The sequence below is a fragment of the Leptospira neocaledonica genome (assembly GCF_002812205.1).
Classification (GTDB): domain Bacteria; phylum Spirochaetota; class Leptospiria; order Leptospirales; family Leptospiraceae; genus Leptospira_B; species Leptospira_B neocaledonica.
Genome location: NZ_NPEA01000006.1, coordinates 130,252 through 154,905, shown reverse-complemented (window position 1 = coordinate 154,905; position 24,654 = coordinate 130,252). Strand labels below are relative to the sequence as shown.

Genomic DNA, 24,654 nt, shown 5'->3' with positions numbered 1-24,654 from the left:
GGTTACCAAGGCGGTCAAGGTGGCGGCGGTGGATATCGCGGAGGCCAGGGTGGTCAAGGCGGAGGTTACCAAGGCGGTCAAGGTGGCGGCGGTGGATATCGCGGAGGCCAAGGTGGTCAGGGTGGCGGTGGTTATCGCGGAGGCCAAGGTGGTCAGGGCGGTGGCGGTTATCGTGGACCAGGCGGAGGTCAGGGCGGCGGATTCCGTGGCGGTCCAGGTGGTGGTCAAGGCGGAGGATTCCGTGGTGGCCCAGGCCAGGGTGGCGGATTTAGAGGCGGCCCAGGTGCAGGATCTCCACCTCCAGGTTTAGGACCTGTAGAGGGCGGAAGAGGAATACCTTCCGGCAAAAAACGTAATGATAAAGATAAGGGCGGAAGACCAGACGGACAAGAAGGTTCCGAAAATTCTAAATTCTTCCGACAATCGTATAGAAAACCAAAAGTAAGCGGACCTACTGGAGTTTCCGTTCCGAAAGAGATCACTCTTTTAGAAAACGTCCAAGTAGGAGAACTGGCTAAGAAAATGAATCTTAAGCCGGGAGATGTTATCGGAAAACTCATGAAAATGGGTATGATGGTAACCATCAATAATATCATCGATGCCGAAACCGCATCTATTCTCGCGGACGAATACGGTTGTAAGGTAAAGGTAGTTTCTCTATACGAAGAAACTCTAATCGACGAAGAAAAAGACAGTCCGGAAGATTATATCCACAGACCTCCAGTCGTTACCATCATGGGTCACGTTGACCATGGTAAGACAAGACTATTGGATACCATCCGTAAATCATCTGTCATTGATACCGAATCCGGTGGGATTACTCAGCATATCGGTGCTTACCAGGTAAAAACAAATAGAGGGGAAATCACCTTCTTGGATACTCCTGGTCACGAAGCATTTACTTCGATGAGAGCAAGGGGAGCTAAGGTTACGGATATCGTGATCCTAGTGGTTGCTGCCGACGACGGAGTAATGCCTCAAACTTTAGAAGCATTGTCTCACGCTAAGGATGCAAAAGTTCCTATCATAGTAGCTATTAACAAAGTGGATCTACCTGCTGCAAATCCTGATAAGATCATGCAGGAACTCGCTAACCATGGACTCCAATCGGAAGAATGGGGCGGGGACACTATGTATTGTAAGATCTCTGCGAAGGAAAATATCGGGATCGATAAACTTTTAGAATCCGTACTTCTCCAAGCGGAAGTTCTGGATCTGAAAGCGAACCCTAAACGTAGAGCAAAAGGTACGATTGTAGAAGCGAAACTGGATCCGGGCCGCGGAGCAGTTGCGACAGTTCTTATCCAAAACGGAACCCTAAGAGTTGGAGATCCGTTTGTAGCCGGAGTATTCTCTGGTAGAGTTCGTGCGATGTATGATGATTACGGTCATCTGATCAAGGAAGCAGGACCTGCTTTCCCTGTTCAGGTAACCGGACTCGACGGAGTTCCTGATGCGGGTGCACCTTTCGACTCGGTAGAAGACGAGAAAGAAGCAAGAAACATCTCTCAACACCGTATCGAATTCGAAAGAATCGGAAACGCTGGAGCTGCAGGTTCCAAAGTCACTCTGGAAAACATGAACGAGTTCATCAAACAGGGTGCATTAAAAGAACTGAAAGTAATTATCAAAGCGGACGTTCGCGGTTCTGCGGAAGCGATCAAAGAAGCCCTGGAAAAACTTTCCACTTCGGATGTAAAACTGAATGTGATTCAGTCCGGAGCGGGAGCGATTGTGGATATGGACGTGATGCTTGCATCCGCTTCGAACGCGATCGTAATCGGTTTCCACGTTCGTGCGAATCCAAAAACCATTGCACTCGCCGAAAAAGAAGGCGTTCAGATCAAATACTACAACATTATCTATCAGGTTGTGGACGAGATCAAGATGGCGATGGAAGGACTTCTCGAACCGGAAAGGATCGAAGAAGTTATCGGAACTGCAGAGATCAGAGAAGTTTTCAAAGTTTCCAAGATCGGAAATATTGCGGGTTGTATGGTTACTTCCGGAAAGATCACAAAAGTTTCCGGTATCCGCGTGATCAGCGACGGAGTCCAAGTATTCGACGGAAAACTCAAGTCTCTTCGAAGATTCAAAGACGAAGTAAACGAAGTGGTGAACAATTTCGAATGTGGTATTCAGTTGGAGAACTACAACGACTTCAAAGTAGGCGATACAATCGAAGCATATACTGTCACAGTAGTAAAACGGAAACTGGAGTAGTGTTAGAGTGAATCCGATCCGTAAAAGGAAAATCGAAGCGGAGACGGTTCGTACCGTCGCCATGATGATCCTGGCCGGAAAAGTCAAGGACCCTCGGGTTCATATGGTTTCCGTTCATAGATCGGAACTCTCGGACGATTCCAAAAATCTAAAGGTGTACGTTACAGCAATCTGTACGGACAAAAAGAAGGAAAAATTACTCGCTGGATTAAATAGCGCCTCGGGTAAATTTGCCGCGACTCTTTCCACAAAACTCAATCTTAGGATCACACCCAGGATGAGTTTTGTATGGGACGAAGAATATATCCAAGGTTTAGATGAATCCCTCCGACTTACGAGAAAACCAACAAATCCGGACTGAATTCGGATTTCTTCTCTTGGATAAACCGATCGGAATGACTTCTTCCGATCTGGTTTTAAAGGCCAAAAAGACTCTCGGACTTAAAAAAGTAGGTCACACTGGCACCTTGGACAAGGCTGCTTCCGGCCTGATGGTACTTCCTGTAGGAACTTCTACCAGCTTCTCTCAAGTATTTTTAGGCAAAGATAAAGAATACGAGGCGGATGTACAGTTCGGCTTCTCCACTGATTCAGGTGACAGAGAAGGTTTAGTTGTAGAAGATTGGGAAACTTCTAAGATCCAAAAATGGTACCAAGAGTCCAAATCTAAATTGGAAGAAATTCTTTCCAAGGTTTCGAGCTGGGAAGAACAGATCGCACCTGAAGTTTCCGCACTCAAGGTACAAGGACAGAGAAGGGCCAAGTTATTTAGAGAAGGAATTTCAGTTCCACCAAGCATTCGTAAGATCAAAATTTTTGAATTCGAAGCAGGAGAATTCTGCCCGGAAGGTTTCAAATTGAGGACCAGGGTTTCAGGTGGGACTTATATTCGTAAGCTTGTTATGGATATAGCAGAAGAAGTAGGGATTCCAATGTGTCTCAAGTCCTTAAATCGGACCAAGGTGGGTAAACTCAAATTAGAGCAGGCGGATACCTACGAAGCATTATTACTTGGAAAAGCAATCATCCATCCTCCGGAAGAGATCTTGGACATTCCTTCGGTAGAGATTCCAAGCACCGAGGTAAAAGACGTTTTTCACGGTAAAAAGATCAAACTGGACTGGATACCGGCTCAGGAGTTCCTACTTACCTCTCCAGAGGGAGAGATTTTGGCATATTGCAGGAGGGAAGGACTTCCTGGCAGCCTTTCCTATAAATATTTGAAGGTCTTTTCTAAAATTTAGCTTGGACAGGGGGCTAGGCCCCCGAAAATTGGCAACAGGTACAATCAAACTATGGTAACTACGGAACAAAAGAAGCAAATTATTTCCACATTTGCAAAAGGAAAGGGAGACACCGGTTCAGCGGAAGTCCAAATCGCCCTTCTAGATGCTCAGATCAAAGATCTTAACGAGCATTTTAAAACTCATAAGAAAGATTTTCATTCTAAAACAGGTCTTCTTAAACTTATCAGCAAGCGTAAAAAGCTACAGGAATATTTAAAACGTACTGATCTAGAACGTTATAAAAAACTGATCGAAGCTCTCGGACTCCGCAAGTAAGGAGTCTCTTCATGGCTAAAACTATTAATGGCCAATTTGGCCGTGATTCCATCACTCTCGAAACGGGAGATTGGGCGAAGCAAGCCCACGGGTCCGTAGTATATAAAACCGGAAATCTCGTTTTACTCGCAACCGTTTGTGCCGCAGACGAACCTAAAGAAGGCCAAGACTTCTTCCCTCTTACATGCGAATATTCCGAAAAAGTTTATTCAGTAGGTAGATTCCCTGGCGGATATTTCAAAAGAGAAGCAAAACCTTATGAGCATGAGGTTTTAAATTCTAGGATCATCGACAGACCGATCCGTCCTCTTTTCCCGGAAGGATATTTCTGCGAAGTACAGTTGCAGGTAACCGTTCTTTCCGCGGACAATGAAATTTCTACTGCAGGTCATGCGTTGAATGCAGCTTCTGCAGCATTAACGATCTCTAATATTCCTTTTAATGGTCCGATTGCCGGAGCAAGAGTAGGAAGAATTAACGGAGAACTCGTAATTAACCCTGGTAACAAAGAGCTTCAGAACTCTGATCTGGATCTGGTGGTTGCAGGGACAAAAACCCATATCGTAATGATAGAGGGAGAGGCAAAAGAATTATCCAACTCTGAAATGTTGGAAGCATTAAAATTTGCCCACCAACATATCGCTAAATTTGTAGAACTTCAAGAATCCTGGGCGAAAGAACTCGCTGTAGTTAAAAAAGAAGTTAAACTCAGAGTAAAAGATGAAACTCTTTTAGGCGAAGTTCGCAAATATGCATTCGATAAGGTCTCTGCTGCAAACAAAACTGCAGATAAAGCTTCTCGTAATAAAGAAATTTCTAATGCAAACAAAGAAGTAGTAGAACACTTCAAAGAAACCGTAACCGAGTCTGAAAAGATTAAGGACATCAAAAACTTCTTACATGAACTCGAGTATGAGATCGTAAGAGAGCAGGTATTAAAAGAAGGAGTTCGTTTCGACGGAAGAAAGTTGGACGAGATCCGAAATATCAGCGTAGAGATGAGCCCTCTTCCCGGAGTTCACGGTTCTGCAGTATTCACTAGGGGACAAACCCAGTCTTTGGGAACAGTAACTCTTGGAACTGCTTCTGACAACCAACGTTATGAAACATTGGAAGGGCAGAAAGAGAAGAACTTCATGCTTCATTATAACTTCCCTGCATTCTCAGTAGGGGAAGTAAGAAGATCTTCCGGGCCAGGTCGTAGAGAGATCGGTCACGGAAACTTGGCAGAAAGAGCTCTTAAATTGGTTCTTCCTAAACCGGATGATTTCCCTTATGTGATCAGAGTTGTATCCGAAATTTTAGAATCCAATGGATCTTCTTCCATGGCTTCCGTATGTTCCGGATCATTGGCTCTAATGGCGGCAGGTGTTCCTATCAAGTCCGCAGTTTCCGGTATCGCAATGGGATTATTCTCAGACGAGAGCGGAAGATTTGCAGTGTTATCAGATATCGCAGGATTGGAAGACCATTTCGGTGATATGGACTGTAAGATTGCTGGAACCAGAAAAGGTATCACTGCATTCCAAATGGACTTAAAAGTGACCGGTGTTGCATTTAACGTTCTGGAAGCAGTATTTGCTCAGGCAGAAAAAGCTCGTTTCCATATCTTGGATGTGATGGAAAAATCTATCTCCAAGGCGGCGGATTCAGTTTCTCGCACTGCGCCTAAAATTATCGTAAAATATATACCGAAAGATCGTATCGGGGAACTGATCGGTCCTGGTGGTAAAAATATCCGTGGGATCATCGAAGCATCCGGTGCGGATATCAATATAGACGACGATGGAAAAGTGACGATCGCCGGAGCCAACCAAGAGCAGGCAGAAAAAGCTGCAGGTATGGTAGAAGGTTTCTTTGCGGAAGTAGAAGTGGGAAAAATTTACGAAGGTAAAGTAAAACGTATCACCGATTTCGGTGCCTTTGTGGAGATCCTACCAGGTAAAGAAGGACTTTGCCATATTTCCAAATTGGATTCCAAGCGCGTGAATTCCGTTAAAGATGTAGTCAAAGAAGGAGAGATCATCCGTGTCCGCGTATTGAACGTGGATAAAACAGGTAAGATCGATCTTTCTAGAAGAGACGCTCTCGAAGTTTAAAAACGAATAAGACCGGCGAAATTTTTTCGCCGGGTAATACATTGGTTTTTCTAGAAGAAAAAAATCATAAAATAACATTAGGGAACGGACTTGTAGTCCTGTTCCAAAGAGCTCCTTATTCCGTAAGTGTGTCTATGGGAGTGTATGTAAAAGTGGGATCCAGGTCTGAAACTTTGGAAACCGCCGGTTACTGCCACTTCCTAGAACATATGCTTTTCAAAGACACTGAAAAGCGAACTGCAAAACAACAAGCGGAAGATTGGGAAAGAGTAGGAGCTTACTCCAACGCAGCCACTTCCAGAGAATATACTTACTTCCATGCAACCTTAGCTTCCAGAGATCTGGAACTCGGGTTGGAATTACTTTCAGATATGATGTTCCATCCTCTGTTTCGGGATCAGGATATCCGCACAGAAGCGGAAGTTGTCTTGGAAGAAATGAAAGGTTACGAAGATTCTCCGGAAGATGCGATCCACGATTTTTATTATAATAATCTATTTTCGGAAAATTCTTTAGGAAGAGATATTATAGGAACGGAAGCCTCGATCCGAGGAGTGACTCCTTCCAGTCTCCGAAAATTTTACGAGACCTATTATCATCCAGAGAATATGATACTTTCTCTTTCCGGAAATTACGAGCCTGAATTCGTTTTCGATCTGGTCTCCAAATACTTTTCCCATTCCACTAAAAAAGGAAAAGAAGGAACATTCGAAACTCCTAAAAAAGAGTTCGGATATTTCCGCAAAGGGAATAAAGAAACGGAACAGGCCTATTTTATTTTAGGCGCGGAAGGTTTTCCTAGAAATTTTCATGACGCGACCAGGCTTTCCCTTCTTACACATGTTTTAGGCGGGGGGATGTCTTCTCGTTTATTCCAAAAGGTCAGAGAAGAAAAAGGACTCTGTTATCATATCACAAGTTATCCTTCCTCTTATCGTGATGTAGGGATCAATTCTATTGTATGTTCCACGTCCAAAGAAAGATTTGCGGAAAGTCTGGAATTAATCTTAGAAGAAGTTAAACTTTTTGTAGATAAGGGAGTTACTTCCCAAGAATTACAAGACGCAAAGACCAATCATGAAGGTAGTCTTTCTATCGGATATGAACATACTGAAAGCAGAATGAATAATATCGCTTTCCAAGAATTATACTATGGAAAATATAATTCTTTAGAAAATAGAATTAAAGAGATTCATTCCGTAACGGAAGATGAGATTAACGAGACTGTCCGAAGAATATTCGCGCTTCCTAAATTACATCTTTCTGTTTTAGCGAAACTAAAGGTTAAAGAAGAACAAAAAATTAAATCCATTTTCGGATCCTATTCCTACTAATATGAAAATTCCGGTTAAAAAGTTAAAAGAGAAGGCACTTTTGCCGGAGATCAAAACATCCGGTTCTGCAGGTTACGATATTTCCGCATGTTTGGATTCCGTTTTGGAACTCCCAGCGGGAGAAGTTGTTTTAGTTCCTACAGGACTTTCTTTTGCGATTCCGGAAGGATTTCATTTCGAGATCAGACCTCGTTCTGGATTTTCCACTAAATTTAAGATCTTAATTCCAAATACTCCTGGTACAATCGATTCCGATTACAGAGGAGAACTTATGGTTCCTCTTTTAAATCTGGGAAAAGAAACTTATCTTTTAGAAGACAAAACTAGGATTGCTCAACTTTTGATCCGCCGCACCTGGCATACTGATTGGGAAATAGTGAATGAACTTCCTGAATCTGAAAGGGGAGCAGGCGGCTTCGGTAGTACTGGGTTCTGAGACGCAGAGTAAGAAAGAACAAATCACAAAGATATTTTCACACAGAGGCACTAAGGCGCAGAGGGGAAGATTTGGAGACTTAGTGAGCCAATCAAAGCTCTGTGTTCTCCGTGTCTCTGTGTGCCAAAAAAACTCTGAGTCTTCTTATAACTTTGTGTCTCTTACTTAAAAATTTCTATCTTTAACTTTTTTGCTACCGCAGAAACTTTTTCGTCGAGGGTAGCCATGCCTGCACCTTTGCGAATACATAGTTCCAGATACGAAGCATCGTAAGAAGAAAGTTCGTAGTTGAATGCTAATTCTTGGATATGGCGAAATACTTCGAAGGAAAGATTGATATCGAATTCAATGGGAAGGGATTCGAAAATTGAAACGATTTGTTTGCCTTGAGAAGCGTTGATTCTTTTTCTTCTTTTTGAAACTAATAATACGTTATTGAACTCGTACCACCAAAGACTGGGAACCACTGCACGGACAGTCTTACCTATCGATTGTAAAAATTGATCTGCCTTGGGAGACTTTTCGTCCGGTAGAAAACTTGCAGCTGCTAAGGAACAATCTAAAACCCAGAGTTTTACCATTTGCGGCCTTCGTTGATAAATTCTTTAATATTTACCTTCGAAGAAATACTGGCTCTGATCTTTTTTAAAGTACTAAGTCCCTCTTTGGGATCGAATTCGATCTCGTCTGAAAGGGGGATTAATTTTGCGATGGGTTTGCCTCTATGAGTGATCACAAAAACCTCTCCTGCTTGGACTTTTTTGAGTAGTTCCGATAAATGGGTCTTTGCCTGGAAGGCAGAAACCGATTCTATGTTTACGTTCATTGTAAACACTAGTCTATTAACTGGTTGATTCAAGTTTTCAAGTAAAAAATGAAAAGAAGGCCGGAAAACTCATTCCGATTTCTGGGACACAGAGTAAAAAGAGTCACAAAGATATTTTCACACAGAGGCACTAAGGCACGGAGGAGCGAATTTAGGATTAGTGAGCCAATCAAAGCTCTGTGAGCTCCGTGTCTCTGTGCGCCAAAAAACATGATCCTTTTTTCCACTCCGCGTCTCTTTTTCCGGAATTAAGTCTCTTTTCGGATTTCCGTTTTCTGCCGATGCTTAGGGAGTATGGATAGAAGGGACCAAATAGTCGGACAAAACATAGCGATTTGGGAAAAGGGACGGGCGGCATTGCCATATCTTTTGCTTTTTACCGGGATTTTTCTGACACTTTCTTTGGGTTCTTTTACCATTGCTGAAAATGGAGTGGAGGCTAACCTTTTCGGAAGGTTGGGCCATTATCTTTCCTGGGGATTTTTATATTTATTCGGGAATGCTTCCTTTGTTCCCGGGATCATGCTGATCCTGACTGGCGGGATTCTTCTCGCAAAACCTGCTCAGGATATTACCAACAAACTTCTTACCATTCCATTATTCTTACTTGCGGTCGCGGTAAGTTTGAATGTTTTCGGAAATGTTTCCACTGTTCCTTTTGCATCTAACGGTGGTGTTTTGGGCCAAGCCTTGGCCGTTGCATTGGAATATCTTCTTGGTTCTACGGGAAGACTTCTGATACATTTCGTGGTCTATTTTTACGGTATACTTGTTTATCTGAACGAATCTCCGGTCCATTTTTTAGGAAGGCTTCTTGCACAAAGCGGCCGGGACTGGAAGGAGCAATGGCTTTCCGGTTATATGAATGGAAGAACCAAAAAAGAAGAAGAAACACAAAACTACGAGCCGGTCTTTCCTAAAACCAAATCTGCGGATTGGTCCAATGGATTGGCTAGCATGATGAATTCCATTAATTCTTGGAAACAAACAGACTCAGAAATTTCAGAAGAGAATGTACCTCCTTGGTTTCGTAGAGAAGTTTCGGGACATTCTTCAGAGAAACAAAACCCTGTGAGAAATACTGTTAATTTGGAATCTTATATCCAAAAAGCAAAAGGTAATTCTAAGGTTGCAGACTTAAAAGAATCTAACGTGCAATATAAAAATTCGGGTCTTCTTCAAGGATTTTTTGAAGAAGATAGAAAGATCTTCCAGTTCCAAAGTGCATCGACTCGTCTTGTAGAGAAAGTATACGGAGTTCAGGAAAAAAAAGAAGAAGTTCAGACCGTTTCTAAAAAATCCTGGGAGATCCTGGATCTTAGAAGTGAAACTTCCGCCATTCCTTCTTTCCAGAAAGAAGATATTCTGACTGTTCTTCCTGATGCGGAAGAGTTGGAAGAAAAAATCCAACCATTCACTTCTAATCAGGAAATTGAGGAAGATGTTTCCGTGCATGCCCAAGACTTCCAGGAAGAAGAATTGGAAGAATGGAATGAAGAGGAAGATTCTTCAGAAGAACTCGAAGATTCGGATGAGGAATGTGAAGAAGAAATTGAAGAGTCCGAGGAATTAGAAGATATTTTAGATGTCGAAGAACCCGAGGCAATTGTAGCGCCGGAGGTGGTTGTTCCAAGTACGTTACCTTCTTCTATTGTTGGAGCTCCTACAGCTCTTCCAGTTCCAGAAAAAAAACAAGAGAAGCCGAAACAGTCTGAACTTCCTTTTACTCCTGTTTCGATGGTACCGGTATTCCGTTCTAAACGTTCTGTATATCATATTCCTCTAAATCGTTTGAAAAGTAATCCTACAAAAGTCCAGGATGCCTTGTTCAAGGTTGAATCCGAGAAGGTCGCATTCGAAATAGAGAATGCACTGAAAGTTTACGGTTACGAAGCTAAAGTTGTAGGTTGGGAAAGAGGTCCTATTATTACTCGTTACGAACTCACTCCTCCTCCTGGGGTGAAGTTAGGAAGAATCACTTCTTTGACGGACGAGCTTAGGATGTATCTTGCCGTTAAGAATATACGTATCGTCGCTCCTATTCCGGGTAAATCCACGATCGGTATCGAGGTTCCTAACAAACATAGAGAGGATGTTTTTTTAGGTGATATATTACGTTCTTCTTTAGCTCCTAAACCTAAAAAAGATCTGAATATAGTCATCGGTAAGGATATTTCCGGGAAACTTGTATCCATTGATCTGAATAAACTTCCCCACTTATTGGTAGCTGGAACTACAGGTTCCGGTAAATCCGTTTGTTTGAATGCGATGATCGCATCTCTCGTCCTAAATCTTTCTCCGGAAGAAGTTCGTTTCATTATGATAGACCCTAAGATGGTGGAACTTACTTTGTTCGAGGATATTCCTCATCTTCTTATGCCTGTGATCAAGGATGCACGTAAAGCGACCAAGTCCCTTTCTTGGGTGATCCAAGAGATGGAAGCGCGTTACGAGGCCGTTTCGCAATTGAAATGTAGGGACTTCCGTTCTTATAATGAGAAAGTAGAAGAACATTATCACAAAGAAGGTTATAATAAAATGCCTTATCTTGTGGTATTCATCGACGAGCTTGCAGACCTGATGATGGTTTCCGGAAAAGATTTAGAAGATGCGATCACTCGTATCAGCCAGAAGTCCAGAGCGGTGGGGATCCATTTAGTGATGGCGACCCAAAGACCTTCCGTGGATGTGATTACCGGTCTTATCAAGGCGAACTGTCCAGCAAGGATCGCATTCCATGTGGCCCAAAAAACGGACTCTAAGATTATCTTGGATATGAACGGTGCGGAATCTCTTCTGGGAAAAGGAGATATGTTATACAAGTCTCCTACCTCGGCGGATTTAGCGAGGATTCAGGCCCCTTTTATCTCCGAAGAAGAGATTGAGAAGATCGTGGAAGAGGCCAAAAAATACGGAGCTCCTACCTACGTAGATTTCGATTTGGAAGAAGAAACCGAATCAGAATCTGCAGAAGAAATGGATGAGGAATTATTTGATAAGGCCTGGGAAATCGTGAGAACGGATAGAAAGGCAAGTGCAAGCTACTTGCAAAGACGTTTGAAAATTGGCTATAACCGGGCGGCTCGGATCATGGAATTAATGGAAGAAAGGGGATACGTTTCTCCGATCCTGGGATCTAAGGGGCGGGAAATTTTAAGGTCCGCGTAAAAATTCGATCCGGTCTAGGAATTTCCAGGCCGGGAAAAGAAACCAAGTGACAGGGGGGCGGATACCCGCCACCCTGGAAAAAAATCCCTGCATTACCCTGAGAATGAAAGATACCAGAAGCAATCGTTCTATATTTATCGCCCTCGGCTTTGTCGTTTTATTCGGCAGCTTCTCCCTAGGCGCTCAGTCTTCCGCGAAACACCATTGGAATTCCCCTTCGGAAGTGGTTAAAAAAGTCAGAAAAACTTTTTCGGACCTGAAATCCTATAAGGCAGATTTCGTGATCCAAACGGAAGCGAACAAAAAAGTGGTCACTAAAAAAGGTGTCTGCTATTATAAGAAGGGTGGAAAGATCAAATACGAATTCTCGGATCCTTCCGGAGATGAGATCGTTTCTGACGGCAAAACTCTTTGGATCTTTATCAAAAGATTGAACGCTGCCGGTAAACAAGATCTTACATTAAATAAATCTAATAAATCCGGTCCTATTTTTTCTCCTATGACGGAAGAAGGCCTTTCCAGGATTTTCAGAAAGTATCATTATAAATTCGAATCAATAGAGCAGCCTCAGATCTCTCCTAAGGACAATCGTCAATATTTCGTATTGGCTTTGGAACAAAGAGAAAAGATCGGCGGCTATGAGACTATGACTCTTTACGTGGATGCTCAAACTTCTTTCATTAAGAAGGCGGTTGCAAGCGACGGAAGAGGAAAGACCACCACTGTGGAATTTTTCGGACTAGATCCGAATGCAGATATCGAGGATGGAGTATTTAATTTCCGTCCGGACGGTAATTCTAAAATCGTAAATAACCCCTTGGTTTCGGAAGAATAAATCTTCCTAGGAAAGGAGAGCGAAATTGAATCAGAAACGAGTAGGGCAAATCCTTAGAGAGGCTAGGGAAGAAAAAAAGCTCACTGTAAAGGACGTATCTAAGGATACGAATATTTCCGTTAAGTACATTCTTGCATTGGAAACAGAGGATTATGCTCAGTTTCCTGGAGAAACTTTTACCATAGGTTTTCTAAAAAACTACGGTAGTTACTTAAAATTAGACACGGGGATGCTGATCAATTTATACAGAGGGGAGAAGATCGAAGAATCCCAGGCTCCTTTGGAAGAATTAACAAAACCTACTTCAAATTTTTATTATGATCTGAATTTCGATAAGAACAAACTCATTACCGCTATATCGGTTCTGATGGTGGCGATTGCTGCGGTTCTACTTTATACCTTCATTGACGGATCTTCTTCCGATGACGATGTCGCCGAAGAAAGTGGAAGAAGGTTGGAGATCCCCGAAAATATCGATTTTATCAATCGTTCCGTTCCGGAAACAAGACCTGAAAGTTTTATCTTAACTGCGAACCAAGGTGTAAGCTTTAGTGCGTCTAACCAACAATGTAAACTTTTCATTTCTTCCGTAGAACAAGGATCCGATACGAATACTGCAGTTCTTGCGTTCAATGTGTATCCTGAACTGACGGTTTACAAATTCAGATTGTCCGAAGGACAGGAAAAAGTTCTTAGCTATTCTATTCCGGAAATTTCTTCCTTACGCAGAAGTATCAGAATTGCAGCTCAGAGTGTTACCGGAAGTTCCGCAAAAGTTTTGGTTTCGTTGAGCGAAGAAGAAAGACAGGGCACTACTGTTCAGCCTAATCCTCAGGGAGAGGACTCCACCAAAACATTAGGTGATGTTCCGATCCAAGTTACATTATTTTTCTCTAAACCAAGCTATGCAGAGTTCATCATAGACGGTCAGATGGGATTTAGAGGTCTTGTACAAGGCGGAGAAAACAAAACATTAGAAGCGAAAGATCGTCTGGAGATCAAAGTAGGAGACGGTTCCGCGGTGGAGATGATCCAAAACGGAAAACCGAAAGTGGTCTTAGGTCGCCCTGGAAAATTAGTGAAGAAAGTTTATATAAAAACACCAAACCCTTACGATAGCACACAGTTTATCATTAAGGAGTTGGGCGAGTAAGGGTTCGTTTGGATAAAAAGTTCTACATTACCACTCTCGGATGTCCCAAAAATACCGTGGACTCCATGAGCATGCACCATTCTCTTTTGGAAGAAGGTTTTCTTCCGGCTACAAAACCGGAAGAGTCCGATTTCCATCTGATCAATACCTGTACTTTTATCCGCTCGGCTACAGAAGAAACCATCCAAACTATTTTGGGTGCGGCCCACGCTAAAAAACAAGAAGGCCAGAAGTTAGTCGTTGTAGGATGTTTTGCGGAAAGATACCCTAAGGATATCTCCGCAGAAATCCCTGAGGTGGATCTGGTTTTCGGGACCGGAAAATATTCTCAAGCGGGAAAGATCATCAAAGAAGCTTTCCGTAGAGATCTTTCTTCTCCTGCAAAAACCGAATTCAATTCAGATATCGTGGAGAGAATGAAACTTTCTCCAGAGATCGAAAACTATTCTAAACCTTATGCTTATGTAAAAGTTTCGGATGGTTGTAATAGAGGTTGTGCATTCTGCATCATTCCTTCTCTTCGTGGAAAATTCGTGGATTCTCCTTTGGATGAGATCCTGAAAGACACCAAAAGAGCGATTGCAGCCGGTGCAAAAGAAATCTGTTTAGTTTCCCAGGATACTGTGTATTACGGAAAAGACTCAGACAAACTTCTGGATATGATCAAAGCAGTTTCAGAAGTGGATAACCTAGAAATATTAAGATTATTATATTTATATCCTGATAAGAAGACTGAAAAAATCCTAAGGCTTATGGGAGAAACACCTAAGATCGCCCCTTATCTGGAATCTCCTCTCCAACATGTTTCCGAAAGAGTATTAAAAAACATGAATAGAAGCGGAGGATATTCCCAATTCAGGGATTTATATTCTCTTGCTAGAGAAATGAGACCCGATCTGGAAATCAGAACTTCTTTCATTTTAGGTTTCCCTGGAGAGACGGGAGAAGATGTGGATGAGATCTTAAGATTTGTAGAAGAAACTCGTCCCGAAAAACTGAATTTATTCTCTTATTCTCCGCAAGAAGGAACGAAGGGTGCGGATCTGACCCAAACCGTTTCCGATAAAGAGAAGGCGAAAAGGATCAATTTGATCCGAGATGCTCATTTGAAAATCCTACAAGAGATCCACGAATCCAGGATAGGTAAAACTTATACTGCGATTGTAGATGGATTGGAAGGAAATACCGCTATTGTCAGACGTTTGCAAGACGCTCCTGAGATAGACGAGGTGGTTTATGTGGAAGATCCGTCTTTAAAACCGGGAACAATCGGAAAAGTGAAAATCGAATCCTTCTACGAATATGATATGATGGGAACTTGGTTGGAATCTTGAATCCGAATATAAACTTACCAAACGCTCTTACCGTACTAAGAGTTGCCTCTCTTCCTTTTTTTATCTGGTTCTTGTACCAGAAGGAGCAGGCATACCATATCGCCGCTCTGGTTCTGTTTTCTTTGGCTTCAATCACCGATTTTATAGACGGTTATCTGGCTAGAAAATGGAAACAGGAAACCGAGTTCGGAAAATTCCTGGACCCTCTTGCTGATAAGATCATTGTAGTGGGTTGTTTCACTACATTCATTTTTTTGCATGAGCAGATAGAATTATGGATGGTGGTACTGATTATCGGAAGAGATATGTTGATTACAACTTTACGATATCTTGCAATCCGTTTGGGGAAATCCATCCGAACCACCATGCTTGGAAAGGTAAAGACCGCCTTTCAGATGGGAGCTATTATTCTAATTTTGGTCTTCTTTATATTAGTTTCTTCGAATAAAAGAATATTGATCAACGAAGTTTATCAAAGCGGTAAACTTGCAGGTATGACCGTTTTTGGAATCGCCTCCGAAAACGCAGTTGCATTCGTGAAGGTTTGGAAGGAAAACGGTGCCCCCGGCTGGAACGAATTGGTATTCGGATTGGGCGGATTTGTTCCTTATTTCGGAATGCTTTTGACTACTCTAATTACTGTACTTTCCGGAATACGTTATTTGATCTCAAATAGGGAAGTGATCCGTTACAGCTCTATACGGAGGGCATTCGGTAAAAATGGAAATTAGACAAGCTATCATCAAAGTTTTAGAAAAAAAACATCTTACAGTTTCGGAAGCGGAAACCGTGATCAATTCCGTAATGAAGGGAGAAGTTTCCGAAGTTTTACTTTCTTCTTTTTTGACCGCAATGAGAGCAAAGGGAGAAACAGTAGACGAACTATTGGGTTTCTGTCTGGCACTTCGTCGAAACGCGCTCAAACCTAAAACAGCTTTTCCATTCGATATGCTGGACACCTGCGGAACCGGCGGGGACGGAAAAGGAACAGTGAATATCTCCACACTTTCTGCGATTGTAATTTCCTCTTTGGGGATCAAAGTTGCAAAACATGGAAACCGTTCTGTTTCTTCTCACACCGGCTCTAGCGATATTTTAGGAAGATTAGGTTATAATACAGAGAAGACCCAAGAAGAAGTGGAGTCCCACCTAGTCGAGAACGGATTTGCTTTCTTATTTGCTCCGATGTGGCATCCATCCATGAAGTTCGCAGGGCCGGTTCGTAAAGAATTGGGATTTAGGACCTTATTCAATATGATCGGACCTCTAAGTAATCCATTCTCTCCTCAGTACCAGATCATTGGTGTATATGAACCTGAATTAACCGAAACTTTTATCCGAGTTCTTCAAGGTTTGGGTTTGAGAAGAGCCCTAGTATGTCATTCTAGAGACGGCTTGGACGAATTCTCCATTTTCGAAAAAACGGATTATACTCTATTAGAAGAAGGGGTCATCTCTAGAAAAGACTTCGATCCTAAGGAATTAGGCGTAAAAGATCTGAATCCTGCAGAAGTATTTACTAGCGGACCGGACCAGGCAGAATTCTTGGCTCGAAAGATCCTGGCTGGGGAGAAGATTGCGGGCACCCACGCGGTTGCCTTAAACGCGGGAGCAGGGCTTTTCACCTTGGGGAAAGCTCCTTCTATCCTAGATGGATACAAAATCGCATTAGAACAGCTGGCTTCGGGAAAAACAGGCGCCTTCTTTCAAAATTTAATTACCAAGGGATAATAAAGGAAAATACTGGTCTCAAAAAGGACCAAAAAAGGAAGCACAGGTTTCATCATGCTCAGCAATTTTCAAAATTTATTCTTATTAGCTCAAGCGGATCCGGCAGGAGCACAAGGCGGGGGATTTAATACTCTATTATTCATCCCGATCCTATTTATCATTCTGTATTTTATCGTGATCCGTCCGCAAAGAAACGAGGAAAAGAAAAGGAAAACAATGATCGAGAGCCTACAAAAAGGGGACGTGGTCATTACTTCTTCCGGGATCCATGGCAAGGTGGTAGAATTTAAGGACAATAACGAATCTGTTGTTTTGGCAATCGCTAAGGACACCAATGTTACCTTCAATTCCAGCACGATTTTAAGGAAGAAGGAAAAAGAGAAAGAGGCGTAATTCCCTTTTTCCGATAGTATCAGTATAACCGGTGCGTATCATGAATAAAATCCTATGCCTCCTTCTTTCTATCTCCTTGGCCCTTCCGATTTTCGGACAGGATGGAGAAGAAATCGATTTTTTGGATAAGGTTTCCGAACCTAAGAAGACAGCCACTTCTTCCAAAAAAACTCCTCTTGCAAAAGCTTCTAGAAAGAAAAAAGTAAAGAAGAATGCAGGCAAAAAGAAGAAGGTCGTCGAGTCCAAAGAGACCGAGCAGAAAGAATCCGAGCCCAAGAAAAAAGTAGATCCGGAAATCGCACCGGAGGATTCCTCTCAAGGAAAAAATTCCGGAGATCCAAACGGACAAAATGAAACTTCTGAAAGAAATCTAAACAAAGAGGTTTCTAATCCGGAAGTTTCCGCGGAGATTCAAAAGCCGTTCTGGTTAAATGAAGAAACAAATTTAAGTCCGAAAAATTTGCCAGGTTATAACGCTAGTGCGTCTGCTTTACCTAAAGAAGATATTTCGATTCGTGAGAAGTTGGGAGAGATCCTAAAACTCGGAGACGATAAGAAAAAAGAAGAAGAGAAAAGAAAGGCTGCGGAACAAAAAGAGCAGGGAGCCATAGCCGGATTTTTCTCAGAACATAAAAAAGCGATCATCATTATCGCAATCATACTTGCTTTTGCTTTATACCAATTCAGAGCCAAAGGTGCGCGCGTCACTCGGCGTTCCCCTGTGACCATCAACAAAGTGAGAAGAGACTAGGAGTCCGAATTTGAAATCTGTCCAATGGATTTTTGTTCCAATATTGGTAGTAGCGTCTTCATTGACGCTTCTATATCCAAACTTCGCCGAAAGGGAATTGGAACTTGCAGTAAGAAAAGAATTTAAACAATTACCGGAAGAAACCCGCAAAGAATTACTAACCGGTTTTGCGGAAAGATGGAAAGCCGATTATAATCCGAAAGGCGATTGGCAGATAGAACCTGATCCTAACATTTTTCCTGATCAGGATTATTATCTAGTCAAAGGAAGATTTATCACTTCCGCAAAGATCAATCAGCTTTCCCAAGAAAATCAGGAACTGATCTTAGAACCTAAGAATAAACTTAGACCTACTTGGGTAGAAGAATATATTTTCGGTGGAAGACCTTTGGCGATCCGTTTAGGATTGGACTTACAAGGTGGAATGAGAGTCGTTTTGAAAGGTGACTTCGACGACTATACTTCTAAATTAAAAGATTCTTATACAAAAGAAATCGAAGAGCTTACTCGTAAAAAAGACGATCATAGCCTTTCCGAAAAAGAAAGAAAAGAAGCTCAGGATAAACTGAAAGAGATCGAAAGTTATTTCGAATTAACTCCTAGCCGAAAGCTTGCTGAGTTGGAAAAAGCGAAACTTATCATAGATAACCGTTTGACCAACCAAAACCTGACCGAGCCGCAGGTGCGTATCCAAAAGGACCAAGATTCTATCGAGGTTTCTTTACCTGGTGTAAGCAACTCTTCTCAGATCTTAGATATTATCCGAAACACCGAAACAGTGGAATACAGATTGAGAGAACCATCTGATTCCAATGGTAATTCCAGAGGTATTTACCACGACGCAATTGAGTTGGAAGAAATGAAACTCATGAACGACGGCAGAAGGGAAGAAACCGAAATCGTTCGATTCCAGAATATCGTAAAACAGAAACTAGGAAAAGACGAACAGGACAGATTCCTGGAAGCTATGGAGAAGAAGTACAATATCCCTGAAAAATATAAATTGTACGTAAAATGGTCCAGGGCAAATAACCCTAAGGCTTCACTCTTGCCTAGAGAATTCGTAGTTCTGGAAAGAGCTATCTCTCTGGATGGAAAGGACATGAGAAACGCTCGTGAAAGTTACGACCAAAATAGACTTTCCTATTACGTTTCCTTCTCCTTAACTTCTCAAGGTGCCGAGAAGTTTTTCGACATCACTTCCAAAAACGTAGGAAGACAACTTGCGATTGTTTGGGGAGATAAAGTTATTTCCGATCCTGTAATTCGTAGTCCTATTGCGGGTGGTAACGCTCAGATTGACGGAGAATTCGGACAAAAAGAAGCCACCGATCTCGCAAACGTGATTAGCGAGGGTGCGCTTCCGATCCCATTGAACGTTTTAGAAATGAGATTTATCGGTCCTACTTTAGGGATCGAGTCCATTGAAGTCGGATTAAAGGCAGTTCTATTAGGGTTTGCACTCGTGATCATATTCATGTTGATCATCTATAGATTGTCCGGCTTGGTTGCGGATATCGCACTCCTTGTAAACGTGATCGTGCTAATGGCACTTCTTTCCTTGATGGGATTCACTTTGACCTTACCTGGTTTTGCGGGGATCATCCTCACAGTGGGTATGGCGGTGGATGCTAACGTGATTATCTATGAAAGGATCAAAGAAGAACTTGCTGCAGGAAAACATGTTTCCGCGGCAGTAGCTCAAGGTTTTGAGAACGCTTTCTGGACGATCATGGACAGTAACGTAACCACTTTGATCTCAGGCATCTTGATGATCAAACTTGGAAACGGACCAATCAAAGGATTCGCGATCACTCTTTGTTGGGGTATCATAACTTCCCTGTTTACCTCCTTGTTCTTGAGCAGAATGATCATGGATCTATTGGTAAACAAATTGGGAGTTCGTAAACTTCAGATCGGATTCAAAAAACTGGAGTCCAAAAATGTTTGATTTTATAAAATATAAATACGTTTCTATTACCTTCTCTACTATCCTGATCGCGGTCGGGTTTGGAGTTACATTCGGTAAATACGGTGGATTTGCTACGTCTTTGGATTTTGACGGAGGTTTAAGAGCCGTTGTTGAATTTCCAGAGAATGTAGAACGTAAAAACTTAGAAGAGTATTTCTCCTCTAAAAATTTAGAAGCTGTTTTGGTTCTAATGGATAAGGATAAAAACGATTACCAAATCGATATAGGCCTTGGTTCTGTAGACCAAATTAAACAACTTTATGTAGAAAGAAAAGGCAAAGACAGTCTAGAGGCAAAACAAGCTTCTGCAATCGATGCATTGATCGGTCTTTTACAAGAAGACTTCAAATTAGAAAAAAAGAAAATTCTGTCTGCGAACCAAGTCGGTTCCGTAGTAGGAGCTGAGTTGACTTCCACAGGGATATCTCTTTTAAGTTTAACTCTTTTCTTTATCATGATATATTTGAGCTTCCGTTTCCAATTCAAGTTTGCATTGGGAGCAATCTTAGCTCTAATCCATGACTTGGTGATCACGATCGCGTTTATCGGGTTTTTTCAGATTAAACCGAGCGTTCCTATTATCGCGGCTCTTTTGACATTGCTCGGATATTCGATCAACGATACCATCGTTGTATTCGATAGGATTCGTGAGAATGCTGGAAATTTAAGAGATGCTTTCTCTCAAATTATCAATATTTCCATCAACCAAACACTTTCTAGAACTTTTAATACTTCAGTAGCGACTTTGATTTCCGTGGTTGCGATTATCATCGGTGGGGCTGTGGAGTTATATGACTTCGCTTATGTTCTTACCTTCGGGATCATCCTTGGAACATTCTCCTCGGTGTTCATTGCTGCCCCACTCGTGGATATCTACGATGGTTTGAGTAAGAGGTGGAAACGTTCTTGAGTTCTTCCCTCCCGGATCCTATTCGGGAGGAACTGATCCGCTATTCCTTTGTCTCCACCGGATATTCCAGTCCGAATCCTCCGGTGGCCTGCGTTTTAGAAAACACAATCACCGGTGAAATTTTAGCCTCTGCTTCTACGCAAAAATCCGGACAGAATCACGCTGAAAGAGAAGCATATCGTTTGCTTCGGGAAAAATTCCCAAAAGGAATATTACCTTCTCATAATGCGTACGTAACCTTGGAACCTTGCTCTCATTACGGCAAAACCCCTCCTTGTATTGATCTATTTTTAGAAGAAAAGCCTGTTCGACTGGAATATGGATGGAAGGATCCGAATCCTTTGGTTTCTTCTCATTCTGGTTTGAATAAATTATCAGAGATCGGAATCCAGGTTATTGAAAATCCTCGATTAGCCGAAATTTCTTCCGGATTTTTATTCGGATTTAAGTCCAGGATTGAAAGAAGAAGGCCCGCATTTTTACTCAAAAGTTCTCTGAGCAAAGAAGGTTATTTCAGTTCAGGAGAAGGTCTCAGGGAGAAAATATCTTCAACCGATTCGGACGTATTTCTTTCCATGATCCGAGCCAAGGTAGATGCGATCTTGGTTGGGCCGAATACTGTCCGAGTCGACAACCCAGGTTTGGATTTTAGAGTACCTTCTTCTTTGCCGAAATTCTCACCGCAGATTTTGCGTGTGTCTGAGAATACCGGTGTGAATGAAAATACAAGTGCTAACCTAAATGTAGGTAGGGACTCCTACAAAGGATTTTCCGGACTCGTCTCTGCCGTTTTGAAATATTCTTCTAATCCAAATATACTCCAAATCCATAAAGAAAAAGAAAAGGATTACCAACCACTTAGGGTTTTCTTTTTGCCGGATCAAAATTTTATCAGCCAAAACTTTTTAGAAAAACAAAATCAGATAAACGATCGTGTTGGAAAGAAGAACGCTGCGTTCTTCTTGGATGAGAGAAAATCTTACGATCCGAAACTCTTAAGTGTATTAGAAAACCTTTCTAAATTTCCATTGGAGAAGATCAATATTTCAGACATCTCCAGAATTTTAGAAGTATTACATTCTTGGGAGATCAACACCGCACTCGTGGAAGGTGGAAATTTTCTATACAAACTATTTTCTCCCATCCTTACCGAGGATGATGCAATCTTACAAATCAAATCCAATACCGTTTCTTTTCCAAAAGGGATCTTGCCTGAATGGAAGGGGAAATTTTCCATGGAATGGAAGGCAGAACTAGGATCCGATCTTTGGGAGGTAGGAAGATGTTCACAGGACTTATAGAATGTACCGGAAAAATTGAATCCGTCCAAGACACAGGTGATGGTAAAATTTTTAAGGTATCTACCATATGGAAAGATCCCGATCTGAAAAACGGGGACTCAATTTCAGTCAACGGTGCCTGCCATACTGTGACTTCTTTCCAAGAGAATGGAAACAAATTCGAATTTTATTCTTCTTACAAAACTTTGGAACTTACCAATTTCGGAAGTTTTCAACTTGGGACCAAAATTAATTTAGAAAGATCTGTTCTTCCACATACCAGAATGGGCGGTCATTTTGTGACGGGTCATGTGGATCTAACTGGAACCATTCTTCTTTCCGAAGAAAAAGATTCCGGGAATGTAAGAAGGTTCGTAATTTCTCATGACCCTTCTTTCACCAAATACTTTGCGGTCCGGGGAAGTGTGACTGTAGACGGGATCTCTCTCACTATCGTAGATTCCAAACCGGGAGAATTCGAATTGGTTTTGATCCCAGAGACTCTTATTGTCACCAATGCTTCCGAGGCATGGAAAGTTGGAGCCAAGGTAAACCTAGAAGTAGACCTGATCGCGAGATATTTAGAGCAGCTGGGTAAATACACCTAAGGGCATTTTACGCAGAGACGCAAAGCCGCTGAGTTTTTGGTTTTCTTTTTAGTATTCTTCGTGTCTCTGCTGCTCTGCGTCCATACCTAAAACCGTATTCTTGGTTCGAATTACCAACTATCAGTCTCACTTTTCCGGGCCGGCCAGGATTTATCATGGAAAAAAAACAGTCCAAGAAATGAGGTGGAATCATGATCGGCTCCATTGAACAGGCAATCGAAGATATAAAAGCGGGGAAGATGATCATTCTCGTGGATTCCGAAGATCGGGAAAACGAGGGGGATCTTGTTTGTGCCGCGCAATTCACTGACAAAGAAAAGGTGAATTTTATGGCCACCTATGGAAGGGGCTTAATTTGTTTTCCTATGGAGGGAGACAGGCTCAGGCAGCTTGGTCTGAATAGAATGGTGGACGACCTGAGTTTGGGTGACAAACACGGGACAGCATTCACCGTTTCCGTAGACGCAAAACACGGAACTACTACTGGAATTTCCGCCCAGGATAGAGCAACTACCATCCAGGCTCTGATCGATCCTAAAACTACTCCAGGCGACCTGATGAAACCTGGCCATTTATTTCCTTTGCAAGCGGTTTCGGGTGGAGTTCTCAGAAGAGCGGGTCATACCGAGGCTTCCGTAGATCTTTCCAAATTAGCGGGACTTTATCCTGCTGCTGTGATCTGCGAAATCATGAATGATGATGGGACCATGTCCCGTCTTCCCGACTTGGAAAAATTCGCAGAAAAACACGGACTCAATATTTATACCATCGAAGATTTGATCCGGTACAGAAGGAAAAAAGAAAATCTAATTCATTTGGAAGTGGAGACAACTCTTCCTACTGAATATGGGGATTTTTCCGTCAGAGCTTATTCTACCATCATTGACGATAAAGTCCATGTCGCATTAGTAAAAGGTAAAATTGATAAGAACGAACCTATAATGGTCCGCGTACATTCCGAGTGTTTTACCGGGGATATTTTCGGAAGCGGGCGCTGTGACTGTGGACCTCAACTCCATTCTGCACTTTCTATGATCGCTCAGGAGGGGAAGGGTATACTTCTCTATATGAGACAAGAAGGTAGAGGCATCGGTCTCATCAATAAACTCAAGGCTTATAATATGCAGGACCAAGGTTTGGATACTGTAGAAGCTAACGAGAAATTAGGATTTGCTCCCGACTTAAGAGAATACGGAGTTGGCGCTCAGATTCTAAAAGATATAGGTGTTGGTAAGATGAAACTTCTTACTAATAATCCTCGTAAGATTGTGGGTTTGGAAGGTTATGGTCTAGAAGTTACGGATCGTGTTCCGATAGAGATCAAACCTACTGGGAATAACCACCATTATCTATTTACTAAAAAAATGAGAATGGGGCATTTGCTTGGACTGAACTAAGGTTGTAGTCTTGTTTTTGCCCAGGAGCCGTCCACTTTTCGGAATAAAATCCGATCATGTAGGCGGCTTCTTCGTCCCTGCCAAAATTCTATTTCAGAAGCTTCTAATATATATCCACCCCAGTTTTCCGGGAGAGGTACTGTTTTACCTTCGTATTTTAGTTTTAGCTCTTCATAATGTTTATCTAAAATAGATCTGTCACTCACTGGATCACTTTGGGAAGAAGCAAGTGCGCCGATTTGGCTGGCGAAAGGTCTGGAATGAAAATATTCTTCCGAATTTTCTCTGGAAACTTTTGAGATCTTTCCTCTAATCCGGACCTGTCTTTCCAATTCTGCCCAGAAAAACACAAGGCAAGCATTCGGATTGGAATCTAATTCTTTTCCCTTAGCGCTTGTGTAATTGGTATAGAATTGGAATCCTTCTTTTTCGATCCCTTTCAGTAAAACGATCCTTGCATCAGGCATTCCGTCTTTTCGAACAGTTGCCAATGTCATCGCTGTCGGTTCTCTTACTTCCGAGTGGACCGCCTGGTCGAACCAAGTTTTAAAAAAATCGATGGGAGAATCTCCGATATCTTTTTCGTCCAGAGAGGCTTTGCTATATTCGTTACGGATATCGGAGATCTTATTTTGCATATTT

The 24,654-nt window shown here is 42.1% G+C and carries 22 protein-coding genes and 2 pseudogenes; 21 read left to right on the top strand and 3 right to left on the bottom strand.

Going from position 1 to position 24,654, the window contains the following annotated elements; all coding sequences use genetic code 11:
• From infB to dut, 7 genes are all read left to right on the top strand, one after another.
• Positions 1-2,223, top strand: a 2,223-nt coding sequence (gene infB, locus CH365_RS11975) for a translation initiation factor IF-2 (RefSeq protein ID WP_133124313.1), incomplete at its 5' end; no start/stop codon positions are given.
• A gap of 7 nt (positions 2,224-2,230) precedes the next feature.
• Positions 2,231-2,584, top strand: a complete 354-nt coding sequence (rbfA, locus tag CH365_RS11970) for a 30S ribosome-binding factor RbfA (protein WP_008592500.1) — start codon at positions 2,231-2,233, stop codon at positions 2,582-2,584.
• Entirely contained in the window at positions 2,541-3,467 is a 927-nt protein-coding gene (gene truB, locus CH365_RS11965) for a tRNA pseudouridine(55) synthase TruB (protein ID WP_100768802.1), read from the top strand. The genes rbfA and truB overlap by 44 nt, the downstream gene beginning before the upstream one ends.
• Before the next feature lie 51 nt (positions 3,468-3,518).
• The gene (rpsO, locus tag CH365_RS11960) at positions 3,519-3,785 is read left to right on the top strand and encodes a 30S ribosomal protein S15 (protein WP_100768801.1); all 267 of its coding nucleotides are present in this window, start codon (positions 3,519-3,521) and stop codon (positions 3,783-3,785) included.
• Between the two features lie 11 nt (positions 3,786-3,796).
• Complete coding sequence (gene pnp / locus CH365_RS11955) at positions 3,797-5,884, top strand: polyribonucleotide nucleotidyltransferase (RefSeq protein WP_100768800.1); 2,088 nt, start codon at positions 3,797-3,799, stop codon at positions 5,882-5,884.
• 41 nt (positions 5,885-5,925) lie between these two features.
• Entirely contained in the window at positions 5,926-7,218 is a 1,293-nt protein-coding gene (locus CH365_RS11950; protein ID WP_100768799.1) for a M16 family metallopeptidase, read from the top strand.
• A 1-nt stretch (position 7,219) separates the two neighbouring features.
• Complete coding sequence (dut, locus tag CH365_RS11945) at positions 7,220-7,654, top strand: dUTP diphosphatase (RefSeq protein ID WP_100768798.1); 435 nt, start codon at positions 7,220-7,222, stop codon at positions 7,652-7,654.
• A 161-nt stretch (positions 7,655-7,815) separates the two neighbouring features.
• On the opposite strand, the gene CH365_RS11940 is transcribed toward dut, so the two are convergent.
• Together CH365_RS11940 and CH365_RS11935 are read right to left on the bottom strand one after the other, a co-directional pair.
• The gene (locus CH365_RS11940; protein WP_100768797.1) at positions 7,816-8,235 is read right to left on the bottom strand and encodes a type II toxin-antitoxin system VapC family toxin; all 420 of its coding nucleotides are present in this window, start codon (positions 8,233-8,235) and stop codon (positions 7,816-7,818) included.
• Positions 8,229-8,480 (bottom strand): type II toxin-antitoxin system Phd/YefM family antitoxin, encoded by a 252-nt coding sequence (locus tag CH365_RS11935; RefSeq protein ID WP_244283157.1) that lies wholly within the window; start codon positions 8,478-8,480, stop codon positions 8,229-8,231. The genes CH365_RS11940 and CH365_RS11935 overlap by 7 nt, the downstream gene beginning before the upstream one ends.
• A 294-nt stretch (positions 8,481-8,774) precedes the next feature.
• On the opposite strand from CH365_RS11935, the pseudogene CH365_RS20160 reads away from it, so the two are divergent.
• From CH365_RS20160 to CH365_RS11870, 14 genes and pseudogenes are all read left to right on the top strand, one after another.
• Positions 8,775-9,230: pseudogene (locus CH365_RS20160) on the top strand (DNA translocase FtsK 4TM domain-containing protein); the annotation flags it as partial.
• A 405-nt stretch (positions 9,231-9,635) separates the two neighbouring features.
• Positions 9,636-11,648: pseudogene (locus tag CH365_RS11930) on the top strand (DNA translocase FtsK); the annotation flags it as partial.
• A 103-nt stretch (positions 11,649-11,751) separates the two neighbouring features.
• On the top strand, positions 11,752-12,483 hold the full coding sequence (locus CH365_RS11925; RefSeq protein WP_100768795.1) for a LolA family protein: 732 nt from the start codon (positions 11,752-11,754) through the stop codon (positions 12,481-12,483).
• 25 nt (positions 12,484-12,508) lie between these two features.
• Positions 12,509-13,636, top strand: coding sequence for a helix-turn-helix domain-containing protein (locus CH365_RS11920; protein WP_100768794.1), 1,128 nt, complete (start codon positions 12,509-12,511; stop codon positions 13,634-13,636).
• A gap of 8 nt (positions 13,637-13,644) precedes the next feature.
• On the top strand, positions 13,645-14,970 hold the full coding sequence (gene rimO, locus CH365_RS11915) for a 30S ribosomal protein S12 methylthiotransferase RimO (RefSeq protein WP_100768793.1): 1,326 nt from the start codon (positions 13,645-13,647) through the stop codon (positions 14,968-14,970).
• Positions 14,967-15,701 carry a CDP-diacylglycerol--glycerol-3-phosphate 3-phosphatidyltransferase gene (gene pgsA / locus CH365_RS11910; protein ID WP_100768987.1) on the top strand — a complete coding sequence of 245 codons (735 nt, stop codon included), beginning with the start codon at positions 14,967-14,969 and terminating at the stop codon, positions 15,699-15,701. Before rimO ends, pgsA begins: the two co-directional genes overlap by 4 nt.
• Positions 15,691-16,701, top strand: a complete 1,011-nt coding sequence (trpD, locus tag CH365_RS11905) for an anthranilate phosphoribosyltransferase (RefSeq protein WP_100768792.1) — start codon at positions 15,691-15,693, stop codon at positions 16,699-16,701. The genes pgsA and trpD overlap by 11 nt, the downstream gene beginning before the upstream one ends.
• A gap of 54 nt (positions 16,702-16,755) precedes the next feature.
• Positions 16,756-17,094 carry a preprotein translocase subunit YajC gene (gene yajC / locus CH365_RS11900; RefSeq protein WP_100768791.1) on the top strand — a complete coding sequence of 113 codons (339 nt, stop codon included), beginning with the start codon at positions 16,756-16,758 and terminating at the stop codon, positions 17,092-17,094.
• 40 nt (positions 17,095-17,134) lie between these two features.
• Complete coding sequence (locus CH365_RS11895) at positions 17,135-17,845, top strand: SRP-less Sec system protein (protein ID WP_100768790.1); 711 nt, start codon at positions 17,135-17,137, stop codon at positions 17,843-17,845.
• Positions 17,846-17,855: 10 nt separating this feature from the next.
• Positions 17,856-19,796: a protein translocase subunit SecD gene (gene secD / locus CH365_RS11890; protein ID WP_100768789.1), complete on the top strand. Its 1,941-nt coding sequence runs from the start codon at positions 17,856-17,858 to the stop codon at positions 19,794-19,796.
• The gene (gene secF, locus CH365_RS11885; protein ID WP_100768788.1) at positions 19,789-20,727 is read left to right on the top strand and encodes a protein translocase subunit SecF; all 939 of its coding nucleotides are present in this window, start codon (positions 19,789-19,791) and stop codon (positions 20,725-20,727) included. The genes secD and secF overlap by 8 nt, the downstream gene beginning before the upstream one ends.
• Positions 20,724-22,028 carry a bifunctional diaminohydroxyphosphoribosylaminopyrimidine deaminase/5-amino-6-(5-phosphoribosylamino)uracil reductase RibD gene (locus CH365_RS11880; protein WP_100768787.1) on the top strand — a complete coding sequence of 435 codons (1,305 nt, stop codon included), beginning with the start codon at positions 20,724-20,726 and terminating at the stop codon, positions 22,026-22,028. Before secF ends, CH365_RS11880 begins: the two co-directional genes overlap by 4 nt.
• Complete coding sequence (locus CH365_RS11875) at positions 22,010-22,615, top strand: riboflavin synthase (protein WP_100768786.1); 606 nt, start codon at positions 22,010-22,012, stop codon at positions 22,613-22,615. Before CH365_RS11880 ends, CH365_RS11875 begins: the two co-directional genes overlap by 19 nt.
• A 191-nt stretch (positions 22,616-22,806) precedes the next feature.
• Positions 22,807-24,012, top strand: a complete 1,206-nt coding sequence (locus CH365_RS11870; RefSeq protein ID WP_100768785.1) for a bifunctional 3,4-dihydroxy-2-butanone-4-phosphate synthase/GTP cyclohydrolase II — start codon at positions 22,807-22,809, stop codon at positions 24,010-24,012.
• Here CH365_RS11870 and pdxH read toward each other — a convergent pair.
• Positions 24,009-24,650, bottom strand: coding sequence for a pyridoxamine 5'-phosphate oxidase (gene pdxH / locus CH365_RS11865; protein ID WP_100768784.1), 642 nt, complete (start codon positions 24,648-24,650; stop codon positions 24,009-24,011). The two genes, CH365_RS11870 and pdxH, sit on opposite strands and share 4 nt — an antisense overlap.
• Between the last annotated feature and the right edge of the window lie 4 nt (positions 24,651-24,654).